The organism is Vibrio sp. S/42/10 (genome assembly GCF_029890535.1).
GTDB classification, from domain to species: domain Bacteria; phylum Pseudomonadota; class Gammaproteobacteria; order Enterobacterales; family Vibrionaceae; genus Vibrio; species Vibrio cyclitrophicus.
The window spans coordinates 89,665-114,862 of sequence record NZ_JAKMZC010000011.1 but is presented as its reverse complement, the minus strand read 5'-3'; the positions used below and the strand labels follow the sequence as shown (position 1 = coordinate 114,862).

Below are 25,198 nucleotides of genomic sequence, written 5' to 3'. Positions count from 1 at the left end.
TAACGAGATAAGAAACGAAAAACAGCGCCTATTGAGGCGCTGTTTTTGTTTAATCTGTCTTGGGCATTAGCTTTGATACGAGCTCTAAACCAATATTAACGTGGCTCAAAAGCCAAAGACTGAATCGCTTCTTCAATGGTCAGGAAGTGGATCTTCATCAGACACACTTCTGCCTTCTGGAACTCGTGATTTCGAATAAGTTTAGTCACGCTTTCAACCGAATATTGGTTTGCTCGTTTCGCTAGAGACAGTTGATTTGAGTTTGATTGAAGCGAGTAGCTATCGCCTTCAGAATCAATGAGATAATCATCTTCGCCCAAGATCATGTCTGAGCATTCTGCCTGAAAATCGTTCTCGGATGCGACGTAAATAAGCTCATCGTCACCGTCGAGTTTTACCAAAGATGGCCAACTGATCATTACTGCCTCTAAATCATGGATGTTGAAATTTGAGTACCGACTATAAACACTTTCCGCTGTTGGATCACCTATTCCTCCTAACGATTTAAAACGTTACTTACTTAGAGAACGACCCAACGGCGCGAAATAACCTTGGAGTGCTTGATAAATCTCTTTGCGATGCGTGAGGTCTGGATAGAGAGGGAGCATATCCGTTTTGGTCGTACCATCGACTAAATAAGAGTTTTCGATCTCTGAGCAAGATTCTATGGTAGCTTCAAAGGCGCGCGCCATCATCTCTGTAGGTAGTGAGAAGTAACGGGTAGACATTGCTTTGTCTGCAATAACACTACGTGCAACGTAATCGTGTTTATCCAGGTTGTTGTCGCTTAGCAGGGTAGCATCGAAGAGAGACATCAAATACTCGTTTAATGGATGAGGCCGTACTTTTCTATCGTGCAACCAACAATCGGTGGCAAACAAGATCTGCTTACGAGGACCTGAGGTATCGCCAATCTCAAATGCTTTCTCAGCTATATAGTGATCAAAGGCATGCCAGAACTCATGCGCTAGCGCACCAGCGCCGGCGTTCTTGGCTAGGGCGAGTTCTCTTTGATTTGGGGCGTAGTGTGCTTGTACACCTTTTCTACCACCACTGCCGAATGCTAAACCTAACGTGCCTCGAAGGCCAATTGCTTCAGGTGGTAGAGCCAAGATATAGGCCAAATCTGCTAAAGAATCGAATATCAGATTTGCAGCCAATTCTTTCTCTTCTTTCGTCACCCAAGCTCCGACACGAATGCTGCCCATACCAAAGGTCTGTTTGATGTCCATAAAAGACACCTGATCGCCATGTCGGTAGTCTGGGCCTTTACGAGTCTTGTATTTAAAGTGGGTTAGCTTCAAAGGGGGCCTTGGAAACAGAAATAGGGTTGAATGAGATGCTATTTTGGGGTTGCATGATGTTTAGTTGCACTCTTTTAGAACCACTTTGAGCTGCATCTCTTGTAATTAAAGGAAGTTAGCACTTTTGACTGCAAATTACCGCTCAAAATGAGTTAGATTAAATTCAAAAGCCTCCCATGAGGTTGGGTTACCTTCGCGAGTCAGAGGAAACAAAGACTCGTGTGGTTTTGCATAACTTAAACGATGCAGTCTTTGAGTGACGTGGTAGCTATCCAATCCTGATATTGTGACCAAGTCTAACGCTTCTAAATCGAGGTAGCCATCCGGCATCATGGCGCGCTTTGGTGCGTGAATCGTAATAACTTCACCAATCAACATCTGAGTTTGATTACTTTCTATTGTAATTTTCTCTTTGAAGGTTAAGCCTATTTTCAGTGGGCTTTCTAAGACAAACGGGGCTGGAAATACATCGTCGTAATATGGCGTGAGACCGACCGCATTGAATTCTGAGATTGGTTTAGGATAGCGAGCCGAAGTTTGATGCGCTTTTCTGACAAATTCGGCACCAATGCTATTAATGGTGAAGTGCTTCGTTTCTAGAATATTCTCTAATGTGTGACGTCGACTTTCACAGGGGCGCACGATAAAACCAAACAATGGTGGATTCGATCCTAAATGAACGACCGAGCTGATAACCGCAAGGTTATCTAAGCCTTCTTTATCGCAGGTACCAATAAGGTTAGCGCTTTTGAACCCCGACAGAGAGTTAATCAAGCGAGTCCGATGCCTTTGATCCATTGTTTGCAGATCATGCTTTGCAAGGGTGATGTCCTTCATGTTTTCTCTAGTTTTCATTTTTTATCACAACTTTGCTCACTAACGGATCAATATGTACGCAGCACTACTCTCTATCGATCAACAGGTTTTCATTAAATAGCGATTTAGAGTGACGCTAGTGACAACTACGCGAGGTCATTACTCGTTATGTGGTGTTTCTCTTTCCGCAGCGATAACTCTTTGCATAGATTTACGCACTTTGACTTCTCTTTACATCCCAGAAACTAAAGTAAAGTTATAGTCTATGAGAGTGCAGAAAAATGAAAACAGTTCGTAATGTCATTTGGGTAATGGTTGCCACGATGTCAGTATTTTGGTTTGCGATGGAACCGCAACTCTTCGCTTCAAATAACGTATTTGAATGGCGCTCGGCCATGATTCAGTATTCGGGTATTTTGTCTCTGATGTTGATGTCGATAGCCATGCTGTTAGCGATGCGTTTTCCTATGATCGAGAATTGGCTTAACGGTATGGACAAAGCGTATCGCGTGCATAAGTGGCTTGGTATCGGTGGGGTGTCTCTAGGTGTCGCGCATTGGCTGTGGTACCAAGTCCCTAAGTGGTTGGTTATGTCTGGAGTGCTGGAGAAACCGATTCATCATGACGGTTTAGGCCCTCAAGGTGTTTTGTCTGGTTGGGAAGCTTGGGCCAATGAATTACGTGGTTTTGCTCAGAACATCGGGGAGTGGGGGTTCTATTTATTGCTTGTTTTACTTGTTGCCTCGTTATGGGCGGCAATCAAGTACAAACCATTTAAACTGTCACATCGCCTTATGTCGTTGGCGTATCTATTGCTCGCCTTTCATTCGGTGTTACTTATCAAACGAGCGTATTGGGGTGAGCCTATTTATTACCTAACTTTGGCTTTTGCTGTGATGGGTTCTATTGCGGCGGTATACAGCTTATTAGGTTTTGTTGGGCGTCGTAATCGCCATTCTTCCACTGTAGTTTCGACTCGCTATTTCCCCCAAGCATCAGTAATGGAATTGATATTAAAGCCGAATGTATCTTGGCAAGGCCATAAAGCTGGACAGTTCGCGTATTTATGCTTTGGCAATGAAGACCCGCATCCATTTACCATCGTTTCAGGTAGTGAAGAGTCAGAACTCCGTTTCTTGATCAAAGAGCTAGGCGATTTTACTACAGATTTGTATGGTCGAGTTAATATTGGTGACGGTGTCACAATTGAGGGGCCTTATGGGCGTCTTGAGTTTGACCTAAGTAAGCCACAAATTTGGGTTGCTGGTGGAGTCGGGATCGCTTCATTTTTTGCGACACTAGAAGCTCTCAAAATAAAGACGAGTCATCCTCGGATTGAATTGTTTTATTGCACTCGCGGCGTTGATGAAAACTTAGTCGATGAACTATGGCATCTCGCACATCAAGTAGGCGTGAAGTTGAACGTGATAGATACTGCTCATTCACCACGGTTAAACGCAGAGCAAATTTTGAACCGATGTGGTGATCTAAATGATTACGAACTCTATTTCTGTGGGCCTGAGTTATTCTCAAAATCACTGAAAAAAGAGCTCGATGCGTATCAATTTAATATTGAAAAAAATTACCATGAAGAATTATTTGTGATGCGTTGATCAGATGAAATACGCGTCTTTAATTCGGAGTAAGATAGCTTCTTGGGGCTGAGGCTGATAACAGCAGCCACGCGGAAAGTCTAAAAATGTACGAACTCGCTCAATTTGCTATTGCAGCAGTTTGCTATTGAGCGATACCATATAAGGCTATTTATTTGGTAAAGATTCAATTATGTCAGATGAAAAACTCGCACTAGAGTGGATGCGTCAACAAGCTCATAAAGTTGACCCATATGTTATCAATCCGTCGTTTGATGAATGTGTTGAGCTGCTCGACCCTGCTTTCAAGAAAGGCAAGAGTGTTGCTCAGCTAAAATATCTGCTATCAGAAGCGGATCGCCGAGCAGGTGCTGCCGAGCGTAAACATGCCGCCTTAAAGTATGCCAAAGAGAAAAGTCCAAATGCAGGTCAAATCTTGCGCCTGCAAAGCAAACTTCAACAAGTCCAATTAGCATTAAAGCTAGCGACTGGCGATAACAATATGACTATCTCGCAGTTCTGTTCTGAATACGATGTCTCTAAACGTGACGGTAATACGGCATGGAATGAAAAGCTAGTTGAGCAGGGTAAAAGAAAGTAACGGCTTCAACGAATCTATACCTTTTTCAACCACGGCTAGAAAGGCTAACCTAGCTTCGAAAACATCTCCCACTGTTGGTGAGAATGTTCTGCATTTAAAAAGCCTGAAAATTTCACCTCAGGCTTTGCCTCTGCTTTTCCTAATTGATGTTCACTTAATTGTTACCTTCGCTTCAATGGAAGACTTTAATACGCTTAGGCTCAATCATAGGCTCGTTTTTATTCGTTGAGCTATGTGCGCGATACACTATTTTTCGCCCATTAATCAATTTCACTTGTGACAAAGTTATCAGAATCATGCATTTTCGGTAACGTTCCCGAAATTATCGATCTATCATCCACCCAGATACAAAAGTGAAGTAATCAACACGACTGATTTCTATTTCTTCTTCGATATAGAGCTTATACATCAAAATTATAAGCCGAAATGCGCTTACGAATTATTTTGGGAACGTTTGCAAATAATCCAAAACAATTAACGTGAGAACATAAGAATGAAACTACACACTTTAGCGGTTGCTGTAACAATGGGGCTAATGACTACATCGGTATTAGCAAGTGAAGACGTTGCAGCATTAGAGCAACGTATTAATGAATTAGAACAAAGAGTTGCACAAACGGAGCAGGTTTCTACCGAAGCCAATGAAAAGGCTTCTTCGTTTGAGTTTCACGGCTATGCGCGCTCTGGGTTATTGATCAACGACGACCTAAACGGCGCGACAGGTACTGGTCCTTACATGACAGCGGCGGGTGCGATTGGTGCGCCTATTGGACGACTTGGTGTGGAAGATGATCATTACGTTGAAGCGAACTTGATTCACAAGCGTTTTGCGGATGATGGTTCTAGTGCCTTGTTTCGTATCATGTTAGCCGACAGTACTGAAACAAATAACGAATGGACAGCTAGTGAAAGCCAGTTGAATGTACGACAAGTGTATTCAGAACTGAACCGTCTGAGCATGTTCTCTGAATCCGAAGCGTTTTCTGAAGCAACGTTTTGGGCGGGTAAACGATTCGATCGTGACAATTTTGATATTCACTTTTTCGATTCGGATATTGTCTTCTTATCAGGTACTGGTGCGGGCGTTTACGACGTTCAGATGAGCGAAAACTGGAAAGCGAATTTCTCTATTTATGGCCGAGATTTTGGTGAGATTGATAGTTCATCGACAGATGTAGAAAACTACATTGCAACGATGAATAACCGTATTGGCCAATGGCAAGTTATGTTGAGTGGCATGACTTCAGCAGACAACGATAGTCGCCTAAATGGTGCTGCTGAAAGCGGTGTACATGCAATGTTTACGTACCATGGAGACAACTTCTTTGGTTTGAGCGAAGGCTTCTCTAAAACGGGCATGTTAGTGGGTAGCGGCCTAGGTGCAGAGCTAAAAGGCATCGGTTCCAATGGTGACCTGCTGGATGACGCAAAAGCCGTTCGCCTGTTTAGCTACGGCGTCACTCGTATTGGCGACAACTGGCGTTTAGCGCCTGCATTGATGGCAGAGCATAGCCAAGACCGTCTGAAGAAGAATGACGAGTTCACATGGGCTTCTTTAAACTTTCGATTAGCTCAAGAGCTCTCAGAAAACTTTGAGATGGTTTACGAAGGTTCATTGCAGTACATGGATTTAGACAACTCGACAGAGCAAGCGAGCGGAGGTTTCTACAAAGCGACAGTTGCACCAACACTGAAGCTTTCAACCAGCACTGGTTTTTTTGACCGACCAGAACTACGTTTCGCTGTAAGCTATGTAGATTGGAGTGAAGACCTGAATGGTTACTCGATCAGCACTGAGGCAGATGCAGCAACGATGGGAGAGGGCGGCGAGGTTCTGTTTGCACTGCAGATGGAAACTTGGTTCTAATTGCTTGATATATCGTTGAGATAGAGATCGTCAATCATGATGTGATATTTGCATCATTAAATGCCAACCTTATCATTTTAACTTGTAGGTTGGCATTTTGGCATCTGTGTTTAGATGTTTGACTAGTTAATACTCTGGCTCTTTTTGCTAGCTGTTGAACTGATTAACTAGCAAGATTCTCGGTCAATGGTGGTGAAGGTCAGCACCATTTTACTCATTTCAAAGCCTTTTTTCTCAATACGGTCGAGCAACAGTTTGGCTCCATTTTCTCCCGCTTTATCAAACGCATAGTTAAACGTAGACAGCGTTGGTGTGCATACGGAAGCGAGTTCATCGTCACCCACACCGAGCACCAATACATCTTTCCCTGGAATGAACCCTGCTTCCTGAATCGCTCTGATCGCACCGATTGCGATACGGTCAGTGGCACAGAACAGGCCGTCGAGCTTCTTGTGCTCTTTGAGAGACTGCTTAGCCAGCTGGTAGCCGGAATCTATGGTGAAGTCGCCTCGCGCGTGAAATTGCAGTATGAGGTCGTTGAATTGGAGCGATTGAGTAAATCCTTCCGATCTCATCTTGTCGACCGCGATGTCATCGCCTTGAACGCCAATGAACCCCATATTCTTACAACCTTTCGCGATTAGGCGATTACCCGCTTCGAACCCTACACGTGCATCATCGTGCACAATGCTTGGGATGTTAAACATAGATCCGTCTTGACCAACCAATACCACCGGCACAGCAGAGCTTTGAATGGCTTTAACTAATTGCTTGTCTAGATGAGTCGCGTATAGGATGATGCCTTCTACTCGCTTTTGGTTAAATATCTGAATATATTCAAGTTCTTTGTGGTGTGTTTGGTGTGTGCTCGCTAATAAAACATGCTTGCCCGCTTGCTCTAAGACTGCGGTTAAACCGTCGACACCTTGAGAGGTAGCGTGGGAAGAAACCCTAGGGACAATCACACCAACGAGATTAGTTTTCTGAGATTTCAAGTCTTTAGCGACTTGGTTTGGGAGATAGCCACACTCTTCGACCGCTTTACGCACCTTCACTTTGGTCGCGTCTTTTACACCATATTCATCGTTGATTACTCTAGAAACCGTCGACTTGGAAACTCCAGCGAGACGAGCAACATCATGAAGACTAGCCATTATTCATTATCCATTTGTAATTTTAGTTTTGGGATTGTTTGCAAACCTGGAATAACATTTCCTGTTTGTAAGGCGATTTTAACCTTGTCACTTCATCCTAGGGAGATAATTTAAAGATCATTCTCACATTATGGAGCCATTATCTTTGATCATTTGTTATTTATAGGCAAAAATTTGTTTTGCAAACGTTCCCGAAAATTCAAAAGCTCAAATGATAATCCAATGGGGTATGTAATGAATTATCCAAAAATAGCAAAAGAGCTGCTTTCTCTATTAGGTGGTAAAAGTAATATCACCGCACTTGCACACTGTGCGACTCGTCTGCGTCTTGCGGTTGCAGACCAAGACAAAATTGATGAACAGGCGATTGATAACCTAGAAGGGGTTAAGGGCCAGTTTAAAGTGGCAGGTCAATATCAGATCATCTTTGGCTCAGGCATCGTAAACCAAGTTTATGCTGAGTTGGCTAAGCTGACTGAAATGACGGAAATGTCGACCAACGATGTAGCGTCTGCAGGTGCTGACAACCAAAATATCCTGCAACGCGCAGTGAAAGGTCTGTCTGATATTTTTGTACCAATCATTCCGGCGATTGTTGCTGGTGGTCTTTTGATGGGTATCTACAACTTATTGACGGCTCAAGGCTTGTTCATTGATGGCAAATCTTTAATCGACGCTAATCCGGGTTTGACCGACTTAGCAAACATGATCAATACATTTGCTAATGCTCCTTTTGTCTACCTACCTATTTTATTAGCATTTTCAGCGAGTAAGAAGTTTGGTGGTAACCCATACCTTGGCGCGGCTCTAGGTATGTTGATGGTTCACCCAGACTTGCTTAACGGCTGGGGCTTCGGTGGCGCATCGGTTTCGGGCAGTATTCCAGTTTGGAACATTTTAGGTTTCGAAATCGAGAAAGTGGGCTATCAAGGTTCAGTACTGCCCGTTCTTGTTTCTGCGTTTATTCTAGCGAAAGTTGAGCTTGGCCTACGTAAAGTTATTCCTTCGGTTCTGGATAACTTGCTAACGCCGCTACTGGCTATTTTCGTGACTGGCCTTCTGACATTTACGGTTGTGGGTCCATTTACACGTGATATCGGTTTCTTACTGGGTGACGGTCTTAACTGGCTATACAACAGCGCTGGCTTCATTGGTGGTGCGGTATTTGGTTTAATTTATGCGCCGTTCGTTATTACTGGTATGCACCATAGCTTTATTGCTATTGAAACTCAGCTGCTTGCGGATATCGCAACGACTGGCGGTACGTTCATCTTCCCTATCGCGGCGATGTCTAACGTGTCACAAGGTGCAGCGGCACTGGCGGTTGGTTTCATGAGTAAAGATAAGAAAATGAAAGGTATCGCGATTCCTTCTGGTGTGACCGGTTTGCTTGGTATTACTGAACCTGCAATGTTCGGTGTGAACTTGAAGCTTCGCTATCCATTCATTGCTGCGGTCTGTGCAGCTGCGGTTTCAAGCGCGTTTATCACTATGTTCAATGTGAAAGCACAAGCACTGGGTGCGGCGGGTATTCCGGGCATCATCTCAATATCACCAGAAAAAATTGGCTACTACGTGGTAGGTATGATTATCGCGTTCGTGACTGCCTTTGCTCTGACCGTTGTTTTAGGTCTGCGTGAGCGCAGCAAGCAAAACATTAAAGCAACAGCTTAACGTTTCTCCCTAGAAGTGAAGCCCCCTTTTTCACTTCATTTCCTAAGCTTTGGGGTGCTAGCTAGGTGATTTGGCTTAGCTAGCCTTTTTATATTTTTATATGACAGCGTGAAGTGTCACCTTGCTTTCGGTTGCTACTGCTTTCGATGGCCATCGCTTTCGGTTGTCATGATTTTCAGTTTTAAGGTAAGAAAGATGAATCAAGTTTGGGTAACTGGAGACGCTGTCGTCGACCTCATTCCGGAGACTGACTCGACATTATTGAAATGTCCGGGCGGTGCGCCTGCCAATGTCGCGGTAGCGATTTCTCGCCTTTTAGGCAAAAGCGCATTTTTCGGCCGAGTGGGTAACGACCCGTTTGGCACTTTTATGGAAGTGAATCTGCAAAAGGAAGGTGTGAATACCGAGCGTTTGGTGAAGGACCCTGAACAACGCACATCAACCGTGGTGGTAGATCTTGATGACCAAGGCGAGCGCAGTTTTACGTTTATGGTTAAGCCAAGTGCCGACCAGTTTATGTCTGTTGAAGACATTCCCGAATTTAAGGAAAACGAGTGGTTACACGTCTGCTCAATCTCTTTAGCTAATGAACCAAGCCGAAGCAGTACCTTTGAAGCTATCCGACGCATGAAAGCCGTGGGCGGTTACATCAGTTTCGATCCAAACCTTCGTGATGAAGTATGGCAAAACCCATCTGAAATTAAGTCTGTGGTCATGAAAGCGGTTGAATTGGCTGATGTGGTTAAATTCTCAGAAGAAGAGCTGGATTTCTTAACCGATTCAACTTCTATCGAACAAGGTTTAGCTAACATTGCAGATCTTAACAACAGGCTTGTTTTGGTTACGCAGGGCGCGAAAGGCGTTTGGCGAGTATTTGAAAACCAAGGTGTGTTGATTTCAGGTTGCTCAGTGACGCCTGTGGATACCACGGGTGCAGGCGATGCTTTTGTTGGCGGTTTGCTTGCAAAGCTTTCTCAACATGAAGAGTGGAATAATCAACGAGTCGTTGATTCTGCAATTCAGTGGGCGAATGGTTGCGGTGCATTGGCAATCACGCAAAAAGGCGCGATGACTGCACTTCCCACGCAAGAGGCTCTCACTCAGTTTATTCAAAAAGACTCTTCAAATACGAATGCCGTAGAGGAGAGTGTATGAGTTTGAATTCGAACTGGACAGTAGAGAAAAGGTACTGTCGCGTAGAGCAGATTTCTCAAGACAGTATGGATGCGATGGTAAAACAGCGTAAGCAAGATTCTGGATACCCTAGTTACCATATTGCTCCCAAATTTGGCTTGCTGAATGACCCAAATGGTTTGTGTTACTTCAACGGCGAGCATCATATTTTTTACCAATGGACGCCGGTTGGCCCTGTTCATGGCATGAAGTATTGGTATCACCTGTCTACAAAAGATTTTGTTCACTTCGAAGACCATGGCATTGGACTGCATCCAGATCAAGACTACGATTCTCATGGGGTTTATTCTGGTGGAGCTCTCGTTGAAAACGACGAAGCTATTTTATTCTTCACGGGAAATCATCGTGATGAAAACTGGGAAAGGTCCTCAACTCAGTGTGTTGCAAAGATGTCCGTCAAAGGGCAAATAGAAAAGCATGGTGTGGTTATCGAAAATGAACACTACACAGAACATTTCCGCGACCCAAAAGTGTGGAAGGACGGTGACGATTACTTGATGGTTGTTGGGGCTCAGACCCAAGAAAAACGTGGTTCAATGGCGCTGTACAGAAGTCGTGATCTCATGAACTGGCAGCATAAAGGTTCTATTCAAACTCGTTACAACAATCTTGGCTATATGTGGGAATGCCCTGACTTTTTCGAGATAGATACCCAGTCAGTGATGTTGTTTTCTCCACAAGGTGTCTCTAGCGATAATCCGTACGATTTTAAAAATATTTACTCAGTGGCTTACATTGTTGGTGATTGTTTGAATTTAGATTCGATGGAATTTGAAAACCATCAAGATATCGCGCAGCCTGATTACGGATTTGATTTTTACGCACCTCAGACTTACTTAGACGATTCCGGTCGCCGGATCTTGATTGCTTGGGTAGGCCTTCCTGATATCGACGCTCCATCTGTAGCGCACCAATGGGCGGGTATGTTGTCATTACCTCGTGAGTTGAAAATCCAAGATGGTTATCTTGTTCAATCTGCTTTACCTGAATCGAAAGCGCTGCAGGGTGAGGCTGTGGTGGTTGAGAACACTCTTGAACTGAATACAACCAGCTTCATGATTGAGATCGAAACAGGTGCGGACAAGTTTGAGTTTACGCTTGCCAACGCCGCGGGCGAGAATATCGTGTTCAGTGCCACAGAGACGGAATTCATGCTTGATCGCAGTAAGATGTCTCAACTTTACGCGGAAGAGTTTGGCTGTGTGAGAAAAGCGCCGAGGTTAAGTGTTGAGCAAACTATCGAAGTTTATGTCGATAAATCGGTGATCGAAATTTTTATCAATGGCGGTAAACATACAATGACCAGTCGTTTCTTCATCGATGATTTGAAGTTGTTGTCGATTGCCGGTGACATGGAAGCCGTTTATCACTCGATGAGTTCAATTAAAGGGTTGGATGAATAGTCCTCTTTCATTTCAGTTACAAAAGCCGCTGTTTACCAGCGGCCTTTTTAAGCTTGTGAACTTCATATTTTAAGCGAGTTGACCGGCTTCATCCTCTTCAACCACATCGGTTTCCAAGCTTGCTTCTGCTAACCATTTTTGTATTGAAGGGCTGTTAAGCACGCGTTGTTGATACTGTGATGCCTTTTCGGAAAGTTGTATTCCATAGGTTTCTACACGTAAAGCCACAGGTGCAAACATCGCATCGGCAATCGACCATTCACCAAACAACCATTCCTCTGGGTATTGTTCCATTTGTGCAGACCATATTGCATCGATACGAGCGATGTCTTTCAGTGCATCTTCACTCAAAACGAGCTTTCTTTTAGCTCGGCAGTTCATCGGCATTTCATTTCTGACGGCAAAAAAACCAGAATGCATCTCTGCAGAAATTGCTCGGGCATGGGCGCGATCTGCAACTGAATTAGGCCATGCCGCGCCGTTCAAATGTGCGTCGTTGACGTATTCAAGAATGGCTAACGAATCCCAGACGGCAATATCACCATCGACTAAGGTTGGAACTTTGGCCGTTGGTGTAACGGCAGCCAACGTATCGTAGAAATCAGAGGTAAAAAGTTTAAGCTTGATGATGTCTGTATTCAGGTTGTAGTTATCAAATATCAGCCATGCTCGTAATGACCAAGTTGAGTAATTCTGGTTTCCAATATAAAGCTGCATAGGTGCTTCCTTGCGTTTGGTGAGTATGTTTTGAGCTTAGGGGATTGTATTGCGGAGCACTAACGGATAATTTTGATGGAATACATTAATAAAAGCGATGGGTGGTGAGTTCAATATGGATATTGATGCGTTGCGAGGCTTTCTCGCTTTTGTGGAAACCAGCAGCTTCACGCGAGCCGCGAAACAGATCAACCGCACCCAATCGGCATTCAGTGCTCAGATGCGTAAGTTGGAAGAAGAACTTAATGTAACTCTTTTTCAAAAAGAAGGACGCAATCTTGTGCTCACTGAAGCGGGCTTAGCGCTACGTTCTCACGCGGAGCAATTGGTTGCCCTCCACAATTCGGCCCTGAAACAGGTAAAGCGATATGGGGACAAACAGCCGCTTCGGTTAGGTTGCCCAGAAGATTACAACGACACCATTCTTCCGAAAGTGATTCGACTGTTGCAGCAAGCAGAACCCACCTGTTCTATTCAAGTATTCAGCCTACCAAGTATTACGCTCAGAGAGTGGCTAGATGATGGCCGATTAGATGCAGCGATTGTCACCCGAGCGCCTGACAGCGAAGAGGGATATTGGCTGACTCATGATGTCGGAGTTTGGATTAGTAGCCCTGAGTTTGCGTTTGATGACGTTAGGCCAGTTCCATTGGCGCTGTTTCAGACTGATTGTAAGTATCACGCGGCGGCGGTGAACGGTTTAACCAAGCAAGGTACGTCTTACCAACTGTTGGCATGCAGTAATACTGCTTCGGCGCAGCGTGCAATCGTGAAGGCCGGTTTAGCTATTGGGGCGATGGGTAAGCTCAGTGTTACCCCTGATTTGAAGATCCTTGAAGACATGCCTCCACTGCCTTCGGTGGACATTGTGCTTATTCTTGCGAGTAAGCATCATCCTGTATTAGACAAAGAAGTGCTCAATCAACTTGTCGAGTTGGGAACTAATTAGATTTCTTCTTTGATGGCCTGACATGCCGAGATAAGACCCGACTATTTTCTTGCTTTACCTCAGTCAGTTTTCGCCATGACCATAAACGTACCCGTGCCTCTTTTGCGCTGGTTTCGAGATCTATGACAGGATTGAGGTAAGGAGAGTTAGGTTCAAATTTATGCATCATCATTTCCATCGGCGTCATCTTCCAGGGCTCAAATAATAATGGCGTCGGAACCTCTGAGAGTTCTGGAACCCATTTTCGAATAAAATCACCATCGGGGTCGTGTTCTTGTGCTTGCTTCGTTGGGTTATAAATTCTTATGGTATTGATTCCAGTTACTCCAGCTTGCATTTGAAACTGCGGATAATGAATACCGGGTTCGAAATCGAGGAAGAGTTGCGCTAAATGAGTCACGCCATTTCGCCAGTCCATATTCATGTGGTGAGTGAGAAAGCTCACTAACATCGAACGCATCCGAAAGTTGATATACCCCGTGTGATGCAAACAACGCATGCAGGCATCGACCAATGGCACTCCCGTTAAACCGAGTTTCCATGCTTTTAATCGTGTTGGGTCGTTTACCGTTTCATTGTACAACAGCGCCTCATAGGCGAAATTTACACAGCGAAATTCCATGTCACATTCCGATTCAAACTTCTGTATGAAATGACAGTGCCAATGAAGCCTTGAAGAGAGAGCGATGAGGCTACGACGAAAGCCTGCGACCTGCCAGTGTTCCAACAGATGTTGATAAACTTCACGCAGCGAAATGTTACCCCAAGCCAAATACGGGGACAGGCGAGTGCAAGCATGTCTCGATGCTTCTGGGCTTGAGATACTGCGGTAGTAATCGCGACCTCGTCGCTGAAAGAAGTCATGCAAGGTTGCCCATGCCAACGTACTGCCGCCCGTTTGTATACCATTGCTTTTGGTTAACCAGGCTTCTGGAGGCACTATTGCTAACCCAAGCTCATTAGCATCCAGAGTATGCAATGATTCTGTTGTCAATTTGGTTTGGATTATGGGGGCGCGCATGACACTGTTCCAGTGTTTATCCCAACCGATTCGGTCTTTCGCCCCTCTGACGACAGCGCCCTGAGCAGACTCTTGCCAATAGATGTTGTGTTCTTGAAACCAGTCAGAAATTTGCTTGTCACGATCGAAAGTACAATTTAAGCCTACCTCTTGATGGGAGAATACATTTTGGATGTGGTAACGAGATTGGACCGCTTCGAAGCAGTCGATAGCGTTACCATAGAGTATTGATACTTGATGTCCATGCTCGCTCAATGACAGGTTCATGCATTGGAGCGATTGCCAAATAAATCTCCAGTGCCGTTCTGAATAATGCGCATTGTCTAACAGCATGGGCTCAAAGATGTAAAGTAATACCGTTGGGTGTTGCTCTGATAAAGCCTGCTGCAATGGCTCGTGATCGGTAAGGCGTAAATCTCGTTTTAGCCACACTATGTTAATTGTTTGCATCTGAACCCTCTGTCGTTTTGAAGCATTACGTAGCAGAGGTCAAAATTTCTCACTAGATGTGCAATTTTTTATTGCTAAGAAAAGCCACAAATAAGAGTGTCGGGTACTTATTGTTTATTAATAATCCCTAAGCTCTTCAGTTTTCGATAAATAGTGTTGCGGCTGATGCCGAGTATTCGTGATGTCTTGCTGATATTTCCTTGGTTGGCTTGATAGGTTTGTAGCAAAGTATCTTCAACGGTGCTTTTTAAATCTGACTTTGGCGTACTTTCGATGGTGTTAAGCGCCATGGGCTTATGATGATTATCTTCTGTCAGCGATGTCAGCTGTTGAGCAAGATGGCTCGGTACATGTTCTAGTGTGAGTTGTGCTTCCTCACCGGCGAGTAGGGCAGCGACTTTAAGTAAGTTGTCTAACTCGCGGATATTGCCAGGCCAAGAATAGGCGCATAACAAACTCATCAAATGTGGGCAGATTGCTTGTTGGTTTTCAGCGTATTTATTATGAATGTTTTCGATTAAGGCTTGTTTGTCTTGTCTGTGTTGTAGGCTTGGTAAAGTGAAGGCTAAGCCGTTCAAGCGATAATAAAGATCTTGTCGAAATTCTCCGGTTGTGACTAGCTGCTCTAAGTTTTTATGAGTCGCGGCGATGATCTGACAATCTACTTGATAGCTTTGGTTTGAACCCACAGGCACTACAGATTTGTCTTGCAGAACATGCAGCAATCGACACTGAGCTTCTAAAGGCATGTCGGCAATTTCATCTAGAAACAGGATTCCCTTATCTGCTTGGCGGATCTTACCTTGGAATCCTTTGTGGCTTGCGCCAGTAAACGCGCCTGGTGCGTAACCAAACAGTTCGGATTCGATAAGATCTTTCGGTAGCGCACCGCAATTCACTGCAACTAAGGGCGACGATTTACGCTGGCTTTGCTTGTGTAATGCTTTAACAAATTCGCCTTTTCCAACGCCCGTCTCTCCTAAGATTAGGAGGCTGATCCCTTTGTCGATTACCTTATTGGCTTGCTGCCAAGCATGTTCAATTTGTTGCTCGCCATGGTGCAAATCGCACGATGCCGAAATAGAGCGAGTGCGTTTTGCGGTTGGCTGCTTGAGATGCTGTTTTTCAAATACGAATGGCGTATCTAATGAGGTTCGGTTGAAAAGAGTGTCGATGCATTCACCAACGATCGAGGTTTGATCCAGTAGTTGAGAGGCAACCTGATTGTGCGCTAGTACTTCGCCAGCTTCGTTTGCTATCACAATTCCTTGCCAACCACTGTGCAGCAACGATTTCTCACATGCGAGGTCAATACGAGTCGAGCCTTGTGGGATATGGCTCAAAAGTTGGTTTTCAATAAGCTGAACCATATTTTGTACCAGCAATTGCACCGAACTGTCGTGCTGTTGCTGCTCGCTAGTAATGTCTAATATGCCAACCATTTGCCCTTGATGATCAAACACCGGACTTGCTGAACAACTGATAAATCGATGCTGGTGGATGAAGTGCTGTTCGCCAATGATAGTTACTGGCTTGGCTTCTACAATCGCAGTGCCTATTGCGTTAGTGCCTTTAAGTTGTTCCTGCCAACACGCTCCTGAGCTGAGTGCTATAGAAGTTAGTTTCTCTTTAAACCGCTCTTGTCCCCAGCTCGCCAGAATCACCCCTTCTATATCCGTCAGAATTAAGCGGCTGTCAGTACGAGCAAACATCTGATTGAACAAAGGCAGGGCATTACGTTCGACAATGTGGATCAAGTCAGATGATTGGTGACGTCGCTGCTTAAGAATGGATTGCGGCAGGCGAATGTCTTCGGGAAGTCGTCTCTGTTTTAGGCCTGCTTCTGTGCTGCGATGCCAAGAGGATGAAAGCCAATCTGATGTGTTTGCTTGTTGAAGGTGCATGACTGTTCCATGTCGTAACAGTGAGGGTGTACCAAATTGGAACAGTTGAACACTGGAGTGGTCTCCATACGTCCGTTCAATGCCAACTCACTTTAGGTTGTAAACGTTTGGTAATCATAGTTTTACATTTTGTTAACAACAAGGTTTGAAGTTCTGGCGTGTGATTTGCGTTGTTACTGTTGTAAAGAAAACATGAAGTATCAGTGTTTTAAACAGGAAGTATAAATATGGTGACTCTCTTCTCACGAGAAAGCGCCGTGTATTTTCAACAACACAAGTTCAATAAAACAAATACAACATTGAATAATAAAATCAAAGAAGGATCGAACTATGATTTACGCACAGCCGGGTAGTGATAACGCAGTGGTGAACTTTAAAGCTCAATACGATAACTTTATTGGTGGTGAGTGGGTTAAGCCTGTGAGTGGCGAATATTTTGATAATATTTCTCCTGTTAACGGTCAGGCTTACTGTCAAGTGGCACGTTCAACAGAGGCGGATATTAGCTTAGCATTGGATGCCGCGCATGCTGCTCGTGCAAGTTGGGCTGCGACTAGCGTGACGGAACGCTCAAACATCCTGCTTAAAATTGCCGATCGTATTGAAGCGAACCTAGAAGAAATTGCAGTCGCGGAGACGTGGGAAAACGGCAAGCCAGTTCGTGAAACGCTAGCGGCAGATATTCCTTTGGTTGTTGACCACTTTCGCTACTTTGCAGGTTGTATTCGAGCGCAAGAAGGCAGTGCAGCAGAGTTAGATTCAAACACAGCAAGCTACCACTTCCCAGAACCGATTGGTGTGGTGGGGCAGATTATTCCTTGGAACTTCCCGATTCTAATGGCGGCTTGGAAGCTAGCACCTGCGCTAGCGGCGGGTTGTTGTGTCGTGATGAAGCCAGCTGAGCAAACACCCACATCAATTTTGGTGATGATGGAGAAGATCGCCGATCTTCTACCTGCAGGTGTGGTCAACATTGTTAATGGTTTTGGTAGCGAAGCGGGTCAAGCACTGGCAACCAGTGATCGTTTGGCTAAATTGGCGTTTACTGGCTCAACTGAAGTTGGACATCATATTCTGAAATGTGCGGCTGAAAGCTTGATTCCTTCAACGGTTGAGCTTGGTGGTAAATCTCCAAATATCTATTTCCCAGATATCTTCAATCATGAAGACGATTACCTAGATAAGTGTGTCGAAGGCATGCTGCTTGCGTTCTTCAACCAAGGTGAAGTATGTACGTGTCCGTCGCGTGTTCTTATCCATGAATCGGTGTACGACAAGTTCATCGCCAAGGTGATCGAGCGTGCGCAAACCATCAAGCAAGGTAACCCATTGGATACCGATACTCAGGTGGGTGCGCAAGCTTCAAAAGAGCAGTTTGATAAGATTCTGAGCTATCTTGAGATAGGTCGCCAAGAGGGCGCTAAAGTGCTAACTGGTGGTGAAATTGCGCAACAACCTGATGATTTGGGGGACGGTTATTATATTCAACCAACCATGCTCGAAGGCAACAACAAGATGCGTGTCTTCCAAGAAGAGATCTTCGGCCCTGTTATCGCGGTAACCACTTTTAAAGACGAAGCGGAAGCACTAGAAATTGCCAATGATACCGAATATGGCTTGGGTGCAGGTGTGTGGACTCGAGATGCAAATCTAGCGTATCGCATGGGACGCAACATCGAAGCAGGTCGTATTTGGGTGAACTGCTACCACGCTTACCCAGCACACGCGGCGTTTGGTGGTTACAAGAAGTCGGGTATCGGTCGTGAGACGCACAAGATGATGCTCGATCATTACCAAAATACGAAGAATCTGTTGATTAGCTACGATACTAATCCGTTGGGCTTCTTCTAATACTGGTTTGTTTTAAAAGTATGAGAATGAATCATGGGTACAAAGAATAATTAACAACGCAGTTGGCTTATATTAAGAAAAACAAAAAGTGAAAGCAAAACGCCTAACTCATTTGAGTTGGGCGTTTTTATGCTTGAATCGTTCTAGCTTTGCGAAAAGAAGATCTCTGGCTTGTGGACAGGGCCATAGTTGCCTTCTAACTGAGTGAGCTCCAAACCTTGCTTTCCGATCAGAGTACCGACCAACTGGCGGTTAAACGGGTAGCTGTCGGGGTTGTTAATATATTCTTCAACATCAATCCATTTAGCTTCTGCAATTTCATCAGTGTCTTGAATCGAAATCTCTTGGGTTTGCGCGATAAGGTGACAAATAAAGTAGAGGTTCGATTTACCGAATTGATACGGGTGCCTTGTCGCCATGCCAACCACAGAAACGAATGTGGCTTCGATACCTGTCTCTTCCAATGTTTCTCGAATTACTGATTCTTCAATGCCTTCGCCCAACTCAATATGACCGCCAGGTAACTTGTAGCCAGTCATACCGTGCTCTTTGATCATCAGCACTTGGTTGTGTTCGTTAGTGATCAATGCGCCTGCACCCAAAGTGTGGGTGGGGATGAAAGGCACAAACTCTACAATCTCAGATTTATGGATCAGCGTAATCTCGTCTTCTAGACAGTTGTGAAATACAAAGCCAAGTTCAGTCGCCACCGGAATAAGGTGCGACAATGAAATAGGCAAGCTAATCCAAATGATGCCTTTGTTGTTCTGATTTGAAAATTCGGTGATCTCGCTGAGTTCGGCATTGAATGAATCAGCATCGTGAGGGGCTGTTGCTGGGTCAATGATGATGCCGTTAAATTTGTCGAGCGTAAATTCCACGGGTGATCCTTTATTATTTTTGATTTATTGGGAGTCGAGTATAGGTGGAGCTTATCTTATCTCAAGAGCTTATAAAACCTGCTCTGATTGTAGTATTTTTAAGAACACGGCAGTGGTGGAAAAGTGATGGAGAGTTTAAAGCGGGCGGCTTGAAAAAATTGCGCTAGAAACAAAAACTGCGCTTGGAAGCTAAAGCGCAGTTTTAGAATCGGGTCTATTTGGGTTCGACGCTAACGAATATAGTTTGCATCAATACTCACGTACCAGTGCTGAAGCTTGCCGTCAGATTTTTTGATCCATAAATCGTTGGTGTAGCTCTCGATCTTACCGTTAACCGTTAAATTGAACGTGTTTTCGTCGAATTCGCCAAGCTTCACGAACTGGTCTGTGGTAACTAAAAACGGGTCCATGTCGTCCACGCCAACCACATCTGAAATCACATAGTAGTGGTATGTCAGCGGCTTGCTCGCGTCATTCGGGTTGCTGCGGTACGCCACAAGCTTGAATGGTTCCGTTAATGGAACATCGAGCGTTTGCTTGTCCATGGTCGCTGGAATTGGAATAAACAGCCAAGCGGTAAACAGACCGCTCAATAAAACCATCAGGAAGAAAAGAATCTTAATTGCTTTCATAGCAACCTTCAAAATAGGTGATGTTGAAGGCGCTATGGTAACAGGTTTGATTTGCTGATTGTAAGAGTATGAATGAGTGAAAGTATCACCTGTCTGTTAGGAAGTTTGAATGAATTGACACACTGTTCATAAACCTTGGTTTACATTTATTTGTGCGAGTAATGAACAGTCATAAAAAAGCCCACACCTTACGGTTGCAAGGTGTGGGTTAAATAACGGTGATTACTTGTTTAGGTAAGCAGCATGGAACTCAATATGCTCATCAATAAAGCTAGAGATGAAGTAGTAGCTATGGTCGTAACCTGGCTGCATACGTAGTTCTAAATCGGCATTGGTTGTCTTTGCTGCTTCTACCAATTGCTCAGGCTTTAGCTGCTCAATTAGGAAGTTGTCCGCTTCTCCTTGGTCTACCAACATTGGCAGCTTAGTGCCTTTGGTTTTTAGAAGTTCAGAAGCGTCGTAGTGTTTCCACTCTTCAATATCTAAGCCTAGATATTGGTTGAATGCTTTTTGTCCCCAAGGGCATTGCATTGGGTTGGTGATTGGGCTGAATGCCGAGATAGAACGGTAGCTATCTTCGTTTTTGATACCAATCGTTAGGGCACCGTGTCCGCCCATGCTGTGACCAGAAATCGATTTCACCGAAGTCACAGGGAAGAAAGATTCAATCAATGCTGGAAGCTCTGTTACCACGTAATCGTACATGTGGTAATGGCTGTCCCATGGTGCTTGAGTGGCATTCACATAGAAGCCTGCACCTTGGCCGAGATCGTAGCTTTCATTGTCGGCAACACCTTCGCCACGTGGGCTTGTGTCTGGGGCAACAATGGCAATGCCTTGCTCAGCCGCAGCTTTGAACGCGCCGGCTTTTTGCATGAAGTTTTCATCGGTACAGGTTAAGCCTGATAACCAATACAAAACAGGAACTGGGTTTTCTTTGCTTGCATTAGGCGGCAAGAAAATCGCAAAACGCATGTTGCAGTCAAGCGTTGCAGAAAAGTGGGTGTATTGTTTGTGCCAACCACCAGCAACCTTTGCTTGGCTAATGTTTTCGATTGTCATCTATTGTGCTCCGTTAGGTTGATGGTTTTGGGGAATAACATGTCTATATTATCTAAAGTTTCACCACCCACCGGGCAGGAGGTGGTGAAGACAGTTTCGCTCTGATGGTTAAGTCAGAACTGTGGTCTCGACACCTAAGTGCCGAGACCGAGGGGTGTTACTTATCCATGTGTAGAACAGTACGGATAGATTCACCTTTGTGCATTAGGTCGAATGCTTCGTTTACGTCTTGCAGACCCATTGTGTGAGTGATGAACTCTTGAAGACCAAACTCACCTGCCATGTAACGGTTAACGATTTCTGGAAGCTCAGAGCGGCCTTTAACACCACCGAAAGCAGAACCACGCCATACACGACCAGTTACTAGTTGGAATGGACGAGTTGAGATCTCTTGACCTGCACCCGCAACACCAATGATTACTGATTCGCCCCAACCTTTGTGGCAGCACTCAAGTGCTTGACGCATTACGTTTACGTTACCGATACACTCGAAAGAGTACTCAACACCACCGTCTGTCATCTCAACGATAACGTCTTGGATTGGCTTGTCGAATTTAGTTGGGTTGATGCAGTCGGTCGCGCCAAGCTGTTTAGCTAGCTCGAATTTGCTCTCGTTGATATCAACACCGATGATGCGGTCAGCACCAGCCATGCGAGCACCAATGATTGCAGAAAGACCGATACCGCCAAGGCCGAATACAGCAACGTTGTCGCCTTTTTCAACTTTAGCTGTGTTCAGTACCGCGCCCATACCCGTTGTTACACCACAACCTAGAAGACAAACTTCTTCAAGTGGTGCTTCTTTGCTTACTTTCGCTAGAGAGATTTCTGGAAGTACCGTGTACTCAGAGAAAGTCGAGCAACCCATGTAATGGAAGATTGTTTCGCCATTGATAGAGAAGCGGCTTGTACCGTCTGGCATTAGGCCTTTGCCTTGCGTTTCACGAACCGCTTGGCACAGGTTAGTTTTACCAGATTTACAGAACTTACATTCGCCACATTCAGCTGTGTAAAGTGGGATAACGTGGTCGCCAATCTCAACACTTGTAACGCCTTCGCCGATCATCTCAACGATACCGCCACCTTCGTGACCAAGGATTGAAGGGAAGATACCTTCTGGATCGTCACCTGATAATGTGAATGCGTCAGTGTGACAAACACCAGTAGCAACGATGCGAACTAGAACCTCACCAGCTTTAGGAAGTTGTACATCAACTTCTTCCATTTTTAGTGGCTCGCCAGCTGCCCATGCAACCATTGCTTTTGATTTGATATGAGTTTGACCAGGTTTAATTTCGATTGTCATTGGATGCTTCCTATATATGTCAGTACAGCGGATAACTGTGCAATTAGCTTCAACCCGTTAAGAGTAGTTGAGCTTAATTGTTTCCGCTCTCTCGTTTTGTTGGAGCTAGTATAGGTGTGAGTGCATGTTTTGATAATCCCCTTAAATAGAAAATGATTATTACGTATTTGTAATAGTTAGTATGAAGATCTGCTCTGTGTTCCCAGTAATTACTTTATTCAGATCGAGTCGGGTTTTGATGGAGGGCTACTTATCCAAATAGTCTGAATGCATAGTTATCATTGATGTTTTAGTGGTTGTGTTATGCCAGCTTATATATTAATAACTGATTCCTACGATAGAGTTATCAATACTTATAATCGTTACTAACTAATTGAATTTTAAGGATTGAAGCTAGGTCGCATAAGTGCTCTGTCTGCAACGTTTTGTAAGATATCCGAAACAATAATGTCATTTTTCTCACCTAATCTCCTCGCCAAATTTTTAGTTCTAACTTTTTGGGAAGAGAAAATGAAAAAGAGTACATTGACCGTACTGTCAGGCTTGATAGCCGCCACGCTGGTTGGTTGCAATTCGAATTCGTCAAGTGATAGTTCACCAGGTGATGACAACGGTAATCTAGAGAGCGCAGTACAAGTCGCATTCATGCCAGATATCCACTTCCATGATGTTTACGGTAAATTTGAAGACGGTTCGTTCGCAGGACTCTACAACTCGGATAGTCGTGAGTATGCGACAATTCGAACGATGGAATCTCAAATGAACTCTACTCGTCTTTTCAATGAAAACTACTTTGCGATGATCGCAGCACTGGATGATGTGGTTGCGCGTGGTGTGAAGTATGTGGCCTTGCCGGGTGACTTTAGTGATGACGGGCAGCCAGTCCATATGCGTGGTTTGGTTAGTATTTTTGACCATTACCGTGATACACACGGCCTTGAATTTTTCGCAGCACCTGGTAACCACGATCCAGTGCGTCCATTTACAATTCCCGCAGGTAAATCTGATTACCTAGGAGAAGGTGGTAAAGAGCAACGCATCTTCAGCCTTGGTAAAGAAGAGTGTGTTGGTTATGACGATGAATGGACAACTATTCCAGGCCAAGGTGACAGCCTAGACACGATTTGTACTGAAGAAGTACGCGAGTGGGGCTATGAAGAGATCATGAGTATCCTTGGTACTCACGGCTTCTACCCTCAACAAGATTACCTCTACTTTGAAACCCCTTACAGCACCGACCAAGCTCGAACTAATTACAGCTATGATTTAGCGAAAGAAGAAGCGGCCTTTGATAAACGCATGTATGAGATCTGTTACGAAGGCACAGGTGGCAGTTACAAAGAAAATGGTTACACAAGCTGTTCTGAAGTGCCGGATACCAGTTACTTAGTAGAGCCAGTGAAAGGACTTTGGTTGTTGGCGATCGACGCGAACGTTTATCGCCCGAAAGAAAACTCGTCTGATAATTCTGTCGATGGTGGCACGTTTGACGGTTCAAGCAACGCTGGTTACAACATGATGCTGACTCACAAAGAGCATGTGATCGATTGGATCTCTGATGTGGTAAAGGCGGCGAAAGAGCAGAACAAGACGCTGGTTTCCTTCTCGCACTTCCCGATGACCGATTTCTATAACGGTGCCTCTGAAGAGATTGAAGATCTGTTCGGTGAGGGGAGCCATCAACTTGCTCGTGAACCGGATGACAATACTAGCCGCGCATTAGCAGCGACTGGCTTAAATATCCACGTTGGCGGTCACATGCACTTTAACGATACCGGTAAGAAGAGCTTCAATATTGATGGCGTTCAGCACACCCTTTTTAATATCCAAGCACCATCGCTAGCAGGTTATGTTCCTGCATATAAGCTCTTAAATATTCGCCCAGATAATCAGATCGAAGTTGAGACAGTAATTATCGACCAAGTGGCACGTTACAACGAGTTATTCAGTCACTATGAAGAAGAGCATGAGTACCTTACTCAAGCTGCAGTCGGAGACCCAGAAGCACAAGCGAAAATCTGGAACAAAGACATTTTGGATTCAGAAAACTACTACGAACTGACTGATTGGCACATCCGTGAACTAACGCGTCTGCGTTTCCTTCCGGGTGACTGGCCGCTAGAGATGCGCGCTATGATCATGGAAATGAACGGTGAAGAGATGATGATTATGTCTCAGCTACAAACCAACTTCACGGTCTGTCAGCTAGCGAACAAACTCGGCTACGACGTAGGTACTTGTGTTGAAAATGGTGTGGATGACTACGAGCAATTCCAACGAGATTGGGAGACAGCTAAGGTTGTTGCTCAAAAGCTGGCTTCTTTAGAAGGACTAGAATTAGCTGATTTTGCAGAGTGGAGCGGTGAGCTACTAGCGACAGATTTCTACCGACTACGTAATGCAGACGAACTGGCATTCCGTGATATCGGTGAAACACAACTTCGCCAATACGAGTTGCTAAGCCGAGAGCTTTCAGAATTTGATGGTACGGTGGATTCTGAACTGGGTGACCTTGGCCAATATACCGTGGGAGAGGTATTCCGCTCTCGTTTTGGTAGCTTGTTTGTCATTCTTGAAAAATTCGCAACAGGCCAAGCGAGTGACCACTTCTTGATTGATATCGACCAGCAAACACTGACCGATCTGAAAGGTGAAGTGAAGCGCGATATTCTTAGAGGCTCTACGACAGTAAGCTAAACGTTGCAGCTTTGCTTTTTTAAAGACTAAGTGTCTTGATATCTCGATTAAAAAGAGCCTGTTAGCCATGAGTTAGCGGGTTCTTTTGTTTTTAAATGAATGAGTGGGTTGGGACTTATTCAT

At 44.6% G+C, this 25,198-nt stretch carries 20 protein-coding genes; 9 read left to right on the top strand and 11 right to left on the bottom strand.

The window, feature by feature from the left end; translation table 11 throughout:
* Positions 1 to 95 precede the first annotated feature (95 nt).
* From L8S15_RS13550 to L8S15_RS13540, 3 genes are all read right to left on the bottom strand, one after another.
* Positions 96 to 419 carry a DUF4144 domain-containing protein gene (locus L8S15_RS13550; protein WP_010432783.1) on the bottom strand — a complete coding sequence of 108 codons (324 nt, stop codon included), beginning with the start codon at positions 417 to 419 and terminating at the stop codon, positions 96 to 98.
* A 93-nt stretch (positions 420 to 512) separates the two neighbouring features.
* Complete coding sequence (locus L8S15_RS13545; RefSeq protein WP_032544918.1) at positions 513 to 1,304, bottom strand: CLCA_X family protein; 792 nt, start codon at positions 1,302 to 1,304, stop codon at positions 513 to 515.
* A gap of 135 nt (positions 1,305 to 1,439) precedes the next feature.
* Positions 1,440 to 2,141 (bottom strand): flavin reductase, encoded by a 702-nt coding sequence (locus L8S15_RS13540; protein ID WP_016795531.1) that lies wholly within the window; start codon positions 2,139 to 2,141, stop codon positions 1,440 to 1,442.
* A 260-nt stretch (positions 2,142 to 2,401) separates the two neighbouring features.
* On the opposite strand from L8S15_RS13540, the gene L8S15_RS13535 reads away from it, so the two are divergent.
* From L8S15_RS13535 to L8S15_RS13525, 3 genes are all read left to right on the top strand, one after another.
* On the top strand, positions 2,402 to 3,733 hold the full coding sequence (locus L8S15_RS13535) for a ferric reductase-like transmembrane domain-containing protein (RefSeq protein ID WP_010432794.1): 1,332 nt from the start codon (positions 2,402 to 2,404) through the stop codon (positions 3,731 to 3,733).
* Positions 3,734 to 3,905: 172 nt separating this feature from the next.
* Positions 3,906 to 4,313, top strand: a complete 408-nt coding sequence (locus L8S15_RS13530) for a hypothetical protein (RefSeq protein WP_010432797.1) — start codon at positions 3,906 to 3,908, stop codon at positions 4,311 to 4,313.
* Positions 4,314 to 4,806: 493 nt separating this feature from the next.
* The gene (locus L8S15_RS13525; RefSeq protein ID WP_016766971.1) at positions 4,807 to 6,180 is read left to right on the top strand and encodes a carbohydrate porin; all 1,374 of its coding nucleotides are present in this window, start codon (positions 4,807 to 4,809) and stop codon (positions 6,178 to 6,180) included.
* A 167-nt stretch (positions 6,181 to 6,347) separates the two neighbouring features.
* Here L8S15_RS13525 and L8S15_RS13520 read toward each other — a convergent pair whose 3' ends face one another.
* Positions 6,348 to 7,334, bottom strand: a complete 987-nt coding sequence (locus L8S15_RS13520; RefSeq protein ID WP_016787549.1) for a LacI family DNA-binding transcriptional regulator — start codon at positions 7,332 to 7,334, stop codon at positions 6,348 to 6,350.
* A 234-nt stretch (positions 7,335 to 7,568) separates the two neighbouring features.
* Between L8S15_RS13520 and L8S15_RS13515 the strand changes: the two genes are divergently transcribed.
* The 3 genes from L8S15_RS13515 to L8S15_RS13505 all read left to right on the top strand — a co-directional run bounded on the left by L8S15_RS13515 (position 7,569) and on the right by L8S15_RS13505 (position 11,605).
* Positions 7,569 to 9,008 (top strand): sucrose-specific PTS transporter subunit IIBC, encoded by a 1,440-nt coding sequence (locus tag L8S15_RS13515; RefSeq protein ID WP_010432806.1) that lies wholly within the window; start codon positions 7,569 to 7,571, stop codon positions 9,006 to 9,008.
* Between the two features lie 195 nt (positions 9,009 to 9,203).
* Positions 9,204 to 10,163: an aminoimidazole riboside kinase gene (locus tag L8S15_RS13510; RefSeq protein WP_016787551.1), complete on the top strand. Its 960-nt coding sequence runs from the start codon at positions 9,204 to 9,206 to the stop codon at positions 10,161 to 10,163.
* The gene (locus L8S15_RS13505) at positions 10,160 to 11,605 is read left to right on the top strand and encodes a sucrose-6-phosphate hydrolase (RefSeq protein WP_016787552.1); all 1,446 of its coding nucleotides are present in this window, start codon (positions 10,160 to 10,162) and stop codon (positions 11,603 to 11,605) included. Before L8S15_RS13510 ends, L8S15_RS13505 begins: the two co-directional genes overlap by 4 nt.
* Positions 11,606 to 11,674: 69 nt before the next feature.
* Here the strand turns inward: L8S15_RS13505 and L8S15_RS13500 are convergent, their stop codons facing one another.
* Positions 11,675 to 12,322 carry a glutathione S-transferase family protein gene (locus L8S15_RS13500; protein ID WP_016766975.1) on the bottom strand — a complete coding sequence of 216 codons (648 nt, stop codon included), beginning with the start codon at positions 12,320 to 12,322 and terminating at the stop codon, positions 11,675 to 11,677.
* Positions 12,323 to 12,419: 97 nt separating this feature from the next.
* On the opposite strand from L8S15_RS13500, the gene L8S15_RS13495 reads away from it, so the two are divergent.
* On the top strand, positions 12,420 to 13,271 hold the full coding sequence (locus L8S15_RS13495; RefSeq protein ID WP_016785528.1) for a LysR family transcriptional regulator: 852 nt from the start codon (positions 12,420 to 12,422) through the stop codon (positions 13,269 to 13,271).
* On the opposite strand, the gene L8S15_RS13490 is transcribed toward L8S15_RS13495, so the two are convergent.
* Together L8S15_RS13490 and L8S15_RS13485 are read right to left on the bottom strand one after the other, a co-directional pair.
* Positions 13,264 to 14,742, bottom strand: a complete 1,479-nt coding sequence (locus tag L8S15_RS13490; RefSeq protein WP_016785529.1) for a deoxyribodipyrimidine photo-lyase — start codon at positions 14,740 to 14,742, stop codon at positions 13,264 to 13,266. The genes L8S15_RS13495 and L8S15_RS13490 overlap by 8 nt on opposite strands.
* 107 nt (positions 14,743 to 14,849) lie before the next feature.
* Complete coding sequence (locus tag L8S15_RS13485) at positions 14,850 to 16,646, bottom strand: sigma-54-dependent Fis family transcriptional regulator (protein WP_280573552.1); 1,797 nt, start codon at positions 16,644 to 16,646, stop codon at positions 14,850 to 14,852.
* 330 nt (positions 16,647 to 16,976) lie between these two features.
* Between L8S15_RS13485 and L8S15_RS13480 the strand changes: the two genes are divergently transcribed.
* Entirely contained in the window at positions 16,977 to 18,497 is a 1,521-nt protein-coding gene (locus tag L8S15_RS13480; RefSeq protein ID WP_016797750.1) for an aldehyde dehydrogenase family protein, read from the top strand.
* Between the two features lie 143 nt (positions 18,498 to 18,640).
* On the opposite strand, the gene L8S15_RS13475 is transcribed toward L8S15_RS13480, so the two are convergent.
* The 4 genes from L8S15_RS13475 to L8S15_RS13460 all read right to left on the bottom strand — a co-directional run bounded on the left by L8S15_RS13475 (position 18,641) and on the right by L8S15_RS13460 (position 22,378).
* A complete protein-coding gene (locus L8S15_RS13475; protein ID WP_010432825.1) occupies positions 18,641 to 19,378 on the bottom strand; it encodes an NUDIX domain-containing protein in 738 nt (245 codons plus the stop codon).
* Positions 19,379 to 19,608: 230 nt separating this feature from the next.
* Positions 19,609 to 20,010, bottom strand: a complete 402-nt coding sequence (locus tag L8S15_RS13470) for a hypothetical protein (protein ID WP_010432828.1) — start codon at positions 20,008 to 20,010, stop codon at positions 19,609 to 19,611.
* A gap of 222 nt (positions 20,011 to 20,232) precedes the next feature.
* Positions 20,233 to 21,072 (bottom strand): S-formylglutathione hydrolase, encoded by an 840-nt coding sequence (gene fghA / locus L8S15_RS13465; RefSeq protein WP_102386616.1) that lies wholly within the window; start codon positions 21,070 to 21,072, stop codon positions 20,233 to 20,235.
* 157 nt (positions 21,073 to 21,229) lie between these two features.
* Positions 21,230 to 22,378, bottom strand: a complete 1,149-nt coding sequence (locus tag L8S15_RS13460) for an S-(hydroxymethyl)glutathione dehydrogenase/class III alcohol dehydrogenase (RefSeq protein ID WP_012601124.1) — start codon at positions 22,376 to 22,378, stop codon at positions 21,230 to 21,232.
* A 510-nt stretch (positions 22,379 to 22,888) separates the two neighbouring features.
* Here L8S15_RS13460 and L8S15_RS13455 point away from each other — a divergent pair.
* Entirely contained in the window at positions 22,889 to 25,075 is a 2,187-nt protein-coding gene (locus tag L8S15_RS13455; RefSeq protein ID WP_280573543.1) for a metallophosphoesterase, read from the top strand.
* The last annotated feature ends 123 nt before the right edge of the window (positions 25,076 to 25,198 follow it).

Coding starts and splice junctions, on each gene's coding strand:
- L8S15_RS13550 (WP_010432783.1), bottom strand. CDS start 419: ATGATCAGTTGGCCATCTTTGGTAAAACTCGACGGTGACGATGAGCTT.
- L8S15_RS13540 (WP_016795531.1), bottom strand. CDS start 2,141: ATGAAGGACATCACCCTTGCAAAGCATGATCTGCAAACAATGGATCAA.
- L8S15_RS13535 (WP_010432794.1), top strand. CDS start 2,402: ATGAAAACAGTTCGTAATGTCATTTGGGTAATGGTTGCCACGATGTCA.
- L8S15_RS13530 (WP_010432797.1), top strand. CDS start 3,906: ATGTCAGATGAAAAACTCGCACTAGAGTGGATGCGTCAACAAGCTCAT.
- L8S15_RS13525 (WP_016766971.1), top strand. CDS start 4,807: ATGAAACTACACACTTTAGCGGTTGCTGTAACAATGGGGCTAATGACT.
- L8S15_RS13520 (WP_016787549.1), bottom strand. CDS start 7,334: ATGGCTAGTCTTCATGATGTTGCTCGTCTCGCTGGAGTTTCCAAGTCG.
- L8S15_RS13515 (WP_010432806.1), top strand. CDS start 7,569: ATGAATTATCCAAAAATAGCAAAAGAGCTGCTTTCTCTATTAGGTGGT.
- L8S15_RS13510 (WP_016787551.1), top strand. CDS start 9,204: ATGAATCAAGTTTGGGTAACTGGAGACGCTGTCGTCGACCTCATTCCG.
- L8S15_RS13505 (WP_016787552.1), top strand. CDS start 10,160: ATGAGTTTGAATTCGAACTGGACAGTAGAGAAAAGGTACTGTCGCGTA.
- L8S15_RS13500 (WP_016766975.1), bottom strand. CDS start 12,322: ATGCAGCTTTATATTGGAAACCAGAATTACTCAACTTGGTCATTACGA.
- L8S15_RS13495 (WP_016785528.1), top strand. CDS start 12,420: ATGGGTGGTGAGTTCAATATGGATATTGATGCGTTGCGAGGCTTTCTC.
- L8S15_RS13490 (WP_016785529.1), bottom strand. CDS start 14,742: ATGCAAACAATTAACATAGTGTGGCTAAAACGAGATTTACGCCTTACC.
- L8S15_RS13485 (WP_280573552.1), bottom strand. CDS start 16,646: ATGCACCTTCAACAAGCAAACACATCAGATTGGCTTTCATCCTCTTGG.
- L8S15_RS13480 (WP_016797750.1), top strand. CDS start 16,977: ATGATTTACGCACAGCCGGGTAGTGATAACGCAGTGGTGAACTTTAAA.
- L8S15_RS13470 (WP_010432828.1), bottom strand. CDS start 20,010: ATGAAAGCAATTAAGATTCTTTTCTTCCTGATGGTTTTATTGAGCGGT.
- fghA (WP_102386616.1), bottom strand. CDS start 21,072: ATGACAATCGAAAACATTAGCCAAGCAAAGGTTGCTGGTGGTTGGCAC.
- L8S15_RS13460 (WP_012601124.1), bottom strand. CDS start 22,378: ATGACAATCGAAATTAAACCTGGTCAAACTCATATCAAATCAAAAGCA.
- L8S15_RS13455 (WP_280573543.1), top strand. CDS start 22,889: ATGAAAAAGAGTACATTGACCGTACTGTCAGGCTTGATAGCCGCCACG.